Raw genomic sequence first — 6,027 nt, 5'->3', positions numbered from 1 at the left:
GAGACCCAAGCTCTTAATCTTGAGCAAAATTCCAAGAAAATATCAAAAGGGGTTCGGAATGAAACCATTCCGAACCCCTTTTGTCTACAAACTGAGCCCACCCTGATAGGTGGGCTTTTTTCATTTAGTTGAAGGCACAAGGTGCCCGTTTCCCCATGCCTATTTCCCCCTCCATTCCTCCCCATACACCCTATCTGGATATCTCACACATAACGCCTTCACATTTCCTGTTATTCAAACCAATGTATCGATTCCAAGGAGTTGTGAGATGCTATTCTTAACTCTTATGTTTAAGCAATTCAAAAATAAGGAATATAAAAAATACAATAAAATATAGGAGGGGTAATCATGACAAACCAAAATAAACAAGGGTTTCCACCACAACATCAACAACATCAACCCGGAGTAGAAACGAAGATGGATCCGAATCCTGAGTCTGTAAAATCGGAATATAAAGGTAGTGGGAAATTAAAAGGAAAAACAGCGATTGTAACCGGCGGAGATAGCGGCATTGGTAAATCGGTCGCCATCTATTATGCGAAAGAAGGAGCCAATGTAGTTGTAGCCTACTTGGATGAACACGAAGATGCAAAGAAAACTAAGGAATTAATCGAACAAGAAGGACAAAAATGCTTGCTACTTGCAGGGGATATCGGTGATGAAACGTTTTGTCAGGATATCGTCAAGCAAACAATTGAAGAATTCGGCGGGTTGGATATCCTTGTCAACAATGCCGGCGAACAGCATGTGCAAGAAAGCCTTCTCGACATATCAGCCGAGCAGTTGGAAAAAACATTCCGAACTAATATCTTTTCCATGTTCCACTTAACGAAAGCCGCCTTGAAGCACTTGAAAAAAGGGAGCAGCATCATCAATACAACCTCAATCACAGCCTACCAGGGTAACCCAAAGCTAATCGATTACTCATCAACTAAAGGCGCCATTTTAGCCTTTACACGCGCTCTTTCGAATTCCATTTCAAAAGATGGCATTCGAGTGAATGGTGTAGCGCCAGGTCCTATCTGGACACCGCTTATTCCTGCTTCATTCGGTGAAGAAGATGTGGCCAAATTCGGACAAAATACACCTATGGGCCGAGCAGGACAGCCGGAGGAATTGGCACCTGCCTATGTATATCTAGCAAGTGATGATTCCTCTTACGTCAGTGGACAAGTCATCCATGTCAATGGCGGTTCAGTGGTAAACGGTTAATAAAGTAAGATCCAGGGCAGCGGATTCCATTTAGGAGATCCGTTGCTTTTTTCGTTCTAAGGAAGGATTTAGAGAGTATCCATTTCCTGATAAAGTGCTTGTAGAAACATAACTTGGACAGACTGGAACCGGTTTCCGTTCAATCAAAAGCGTCCTCAATACCAGGAAATTCATAAAGGAGCATTGTGACACACAATGCTCTTCCCTTTAATAATTCATGACCAACGATTCTTGCTTTAAAGGTCGGCAGGAACTTCTTTCCACAAACTGATGGGGTATGATGATTCCCCCCGGCTCTGCTCCCTTTTGTAACTTTTGGATGATCGATTTGGCTGCCTGATAACCCAGATCAAAAATGTTAATATCGACAGAAGTTAGGGCAGGTAGTGACATTTCAGTGAAAAGAACGTTATTAAAGCTGACAATTGATATCTCTTCAGGAGTGCGTATGCCCATCTCCCTTAGTGAATGGACAAGTCCAAGTGCCATTAAGTCATCACTGACGATTAAAGCGGTCGGAGGTTCCTTAATGGATAGCAACCTATTTGCTACTTCCAGTTCCCCATTATGTACAAAGTTCTCAAGTATCGTATATTCACTTCTTGGAACGATCCCAGCCCTTTTTAATGCCCGTTCGTATCCAGATAGGCGATCGAGTGTCATCACAGACTTTATATCCCCACCGATGAAACCGATTCTTTCATGCCCCAATTGGATTAGATAATCTGAGGCCTGTTCAGCCGCCAAGACGTTATCATTATCCACATATGATATTTCCTCGATAAAATCGTACGGCTTTCCAATCATGACAAATGGAAAATCCCTTGATCGCAAATAAGTAAGGATATGATCATTCATCCTTGAATACATCAGGACGATACCATCTACCATCCCCCCCTGGACCATATTCACGATTCCTTCATAAATTTCATTCTCCGTTTTTCCCGTGCTTAGCAATAGCGAATATTGTTTTTCCTGAGCCCCTTCGCTAAGTCCTTGCAAGATTGTTGAGAAAAATGGATTTTGATATATGACATTCGATGAACTTGGTAAGACCAACCCTATAATTTTCGTTGATTGGTTTGCTAGGCTGCGGGCAATGAAATTTGGGTGATATCCCAATTTCTCCATCGCTTTACGCACGCGCACTTTCGTTTTCTCGCTAATTCGAGGATTATTTGCAATCACTCGAGAAACTGTTGAAGGTGCTACATTCGCCAGTTGAGCTACATCTTTAATCGTAATAGCCATGCATTTCCCGTCTCCCCTCATCGTATTACAGACTTTTTGGACAACTTCGTGTAAAGTCAATAAATACTTTTCCAATATATTAAATAAATATACAATTATATGTATCTATCATACACTCAACTCAATGCTTATATCCATTACTTTTTTTAAATTTTCTATTTTTTTCAGAAAATATCAGTTTTTAGAGTCAGCCTTCACTTTTATCATAAAAAAGAGAGTTGATTTTAAATCAACTCCTTCATTGAAACGTATGATTTGTTTAGAGAAGAGGACAGAAGTCAGACGACTAACTACAGTAGCACCAACGGCTACATAGCTTCAACTAATGATGGTAGACCCTCACCTCGTAAGGACGCAAATGAATCTCACATTCGTCTTCCACATTGTCATAATTGCCCAGTAACAGTTCCATATTCCCCCAATCAGATATATCGATGGAATGGTGATTCGTACTGAAATTGCATATGACTTTCACTGATTCACTATTCATTTTTCTTGTATAAATATAAAGTTCACAATGATTTTCCCATAATAAATCATATTCTCCATAAACTAAAACCTGGTACTTCTTACGGAGATTAATCATCTTTTTGTAAAAATGGTAGATGGATGAAGGATTATTCCTTTGCTCTTCCACATTGATTGCACGGTAATTGGAATTTGCTTTCATCCAGGGTGTTCCTTCTGTAAACCCTCCATGCTCCGTATCATTCCATTGCATGGGTGTACGTGAATTGTCCCGACCGTTATGCCAAATGATCTGCATGATTTCATCATGTGAACGTCCCTTGGAGGTTTCAATATGATAAAAGTTTTTCATGCCAATGTCATCATAATCATCGATAGAGTCGAATTGTACGTTTGTCATCCCAATTTCCTGCCCTTGATAAATGAATGGTGTCCCTTGCATAAAAAAGTACAATGCACCAATCATTTTCGCACTCTCCAACCAATATTGATGATCATTTCCCCAAGTGGACACACTTCTCGGCTGGTCATGGTTTTCAAAAAACAAAGCATTCCAGCCTTTATTCTGAAGTCCCTTTTGCCATTTTGTCATGGTCCTTTTCAGTTCATAGACGTCGACATGATGATCATGTCCCCGATTCCATAGGCCCAGATGTTCGAATTGAAAAATCATATTGAACTTACCGTTTTCTTCCCCGACCCAATCATCCGCTTGTTCAATCCTTACGCCATTGGCTTCACCAACCGTCATGATATCATACTTCGCAAAAGTTTCTTCCTTAAGCTCTTGAAGGTAATCCAATATCCCTTCCTGATTGGTATGCATCTCAAACGCAGGGACATATTGATGCCAATACGGATTGGGCATATCCGGCAACCCCTCACGCTTGTGAATATGGGTGATGGCATCAATCCGGAAACCATCGATGCCCTTATCCAACCACCATGTCACCATGCTGTATAGAGCCTGCCGGACTTCTTTACATTCCCAGTTTAAGTCCGGTTGTTTCTCTGCGAATAAATGTAAGTAGAATTGTTTCGACCTTTCATCGAATTTCCAGGCACTTCCTGAGAATATACTTTCCCAATTGTTAGGTTCCCTACCATCCTTGCCGTCTCTCCAAATATACCAGTCTCGTTTCGGGTTATCCTTTGAAGAACGCGACTCCACGAACCAGGGATGATCATCACTAGTGTGGTTAAGCACCAAGTCAAGAATCACCCTCATGCCACGTCGGTGTACATCGTCCAGCAATTGTTCCAGGTCCTCCATCGTGCCGAATTCTTCTGAAACCGATTGGTAATCACTGATATCATATCCATTATCTGCGTTGGGGGACTTATAAAACGGGCTAATCCAAATGACATCGATCCCAAGTTCCTGCAAGTAATCCAGTTTGGAGATCAATCCCCTTAAGTCCCCCACTCCATCTCCATTGCTATCCATGAAACTGCGGGGGTAAACTTGATAACAAACAGCCTCTTTCCACCAGGTTTTGCTCATGCTGTAGCCTCCCGTTTCTGTATTCCACAAAGCCAAGGGACATTGTTTTGCAGCCAAAAATCGAGAGGTACATGGTTAGTTTACTTGATTCCTTTTTGAACGTTTAATGACCAAAGCAATGAAAATGGCAAAAATGACAAGGACCAACCCGATAATGATCAAATAGGGAGTATTGATGGTCGATTTAGATGCAAGAGTGTAGACTTCCGTTGACTCCCTGTCGATTACGATCGAGTAGCCATTATCCTTACTACGAACCAAATCTCCATTCAGCATACCTCTCAACTCTTTGTTCTCATCAAGATCCTTTTCACTGAGATTAATCGTTTGCGTTTTGGTTGTATTATTCATGGCCACCACCATTGTTTCGTCGCCATACACACGTTTAAAAACCGCCGTACCGCCCTTTTGGTACAAAGGCTCCATATCCCCTTTTGATAATGCAGGGTACATCTCCCGAAGATCGGAAAGCTTGGTGATATACTCCACTAGCTCTTGCTCTGTCTTAAAATTCATCAATTGATGATTGGTCGGTGCTTCATCACCATTAAGGGCGATTTCCGATCCATACATCACGATGGGTACACCTGGAGTGGTATACATATAGGATAAGGCCATTTTCCATCTTGCCCCAGGGTTTTCATTATGATCGGCAGCATCCTTGGTGAAACGGGGCATATTCTGGGTATCCATGAATAAAGCCTGTGTACCGCTCGTTCCGATAGCATTGAAAACAGGTGCCAGATCCTGATCCGGTGCAGCGAATGCTTTTCTCAGTTCAGCATTTTGTGGGTAATCCATGAAAGCATCGATTCCCGTTTCCTCATATCCTTTTATCAAATCCTCATTGCCTTGGACATCGCCAATTGTATAGAAGTTTGATTTTTCAGACTTGACTGTTTCAACAAACTCCTTCCAAAAGTCCTTTGGAACGTGTTGAACTTGATTTAGTCGATACCCATCAATATCCGTTTCTGCAATCCACGACTTGGCAACATCCAACAAATATTCCCGAGTTTCCTGGTTATCTTGATTTAAGTCCGGCAGGCCATTCACCCAGCCGTTTTCCATGTTCTGCTGATTGCTATCCTTGGAAATGTCCTTTTTTTCGTGAAACCAGTCTTTTTTATCAGGTTCGTTTAGCCAAGAATGATTCTTCCCCACCTGATTAACCTGAAAATCAACAATAACTTTCATCTCACGGCTATGGGCCTCATCCACGAGCTTCTTGAATTCTTGTTTCGTACCATAATGTTCATCTGTTTTATAAAAATCCTTCACCCATTCCCCGTGGTAGCCATTATCTTCATTAGCAAAAATAGGTGATAGGATGATAGCGGTATACCCCATATCTTTAAGGTAATTTAACTTGTTCGTGACTCCTTCGAAATCTCCTCCATTAAAAGCTGAAGGATTCAATACATCTGCATCCCCATTGTTTTTAGGATTTCCATCAAAAAATCTGTCTATCATCAATGAGTATGCGATTTCATCCTTCCATGTTCGTTGTTCTTTTTCAGCTGCTCCTACAGGAATGGCGTAAAAAAGAAGCAACGGAATTAAAGCGAGTGATAACACCCTTTTTTTCATAT

At 41.4% G+C, this 6,027-nt stretch carries 4 protein-coding genes; 1 reads left to right on the top strand and 3 read right to left on the bottom strand.

Annotation, left to right across the window (positions count from 1 at the left end; translation table 11 throughout):
- The first annotated feature begins 348 nt into the window (after nucleotides 1-348).
- Nucleotides 349-1,212 carry an SDR family oxidoreductase gene (locus ACQKIC_RS19950; protein ID WP_402867759.1) on the top strand — a complete coding sequence of 288 codons (864 nt, stop codon included), beginning with the start codon at nucleotides 349-351 and terminating at the stop codon, nucleotides 1,210-1,212.
- 207 nt (nucleotides 1,213-1,419) lie between these two features.
- Here the strand turns inward: ACQKIC_RS19950 and ACQKIC_RS19945 are convergent, their stop codons facing one another.
- The 3 genes from ACQKIC_RS19945 to ACQKIC_RS19935 all read right to left on the bottom strand — a co-directional run bounded on the left by ACQKIC_RS19945 (nucleotide 1,420) and on the right by ACQKIC_RS19935 (nucleotide 6,025).
- The gene (locus tag ACQKIC_RS19945; RefSeq protein ID WP_402867758.1) at nucleotides 1,420-2,463 is read right to left on the bottom strand and encodes a LacI family DNA-binding transcriptional regulator; all 1,044 of its coding nucleotides are present in this window, start codon (nucleotides 2,461-2,463) and stop codon (nucleotides 1,420-1,422) included.
- Between the two features lie 322 nt (nucleotides 2,464-2,785).
- Nucleotides 2,786-4,435 carry a glycoside hydrolase family 13 protein gene (locus ACQKIC_RS19940; protein WP_427592178.1) on the bottom strand — a complete coding sequence of 550 codons (1,650 nt, stop codon included), beginning with the start codon at nucleotides 4,433-4,435 and terminating at the stop codon, nucleotides 2,786-2,788.
- A 75-nt stretch (nucleotides 4,436-4,510) separates the two neighbouring features.
- Nucleotides 4,511-6,025, bottom strand: coding sequence for an alpha-amylase family glycosyl hydrolase (locus ACQKIC_RS19935; protein ID WP_402867756.1), 1,515 nt, complete (start codon nucleotides 6,023-6,025; stop codon nucleotides 4,511-4,513).
- Between the last annotated feature and the right edge of the window lie 2 nt (nucleotides 6,026-6,027).

Source organism: Peribacillus sp. NPDC046944, from assembly GCF_050272735.1.
Classification (GTDB): Bacteria; Bacillota; Bacilli; order Bacillales; family DSM-1321; genus Peribacillus.
The sequence above is the reverse complement of the archived record's forward strand: the minus strand, read 5'-3'. Positions and strand labels throughout refer to the sequence as shown.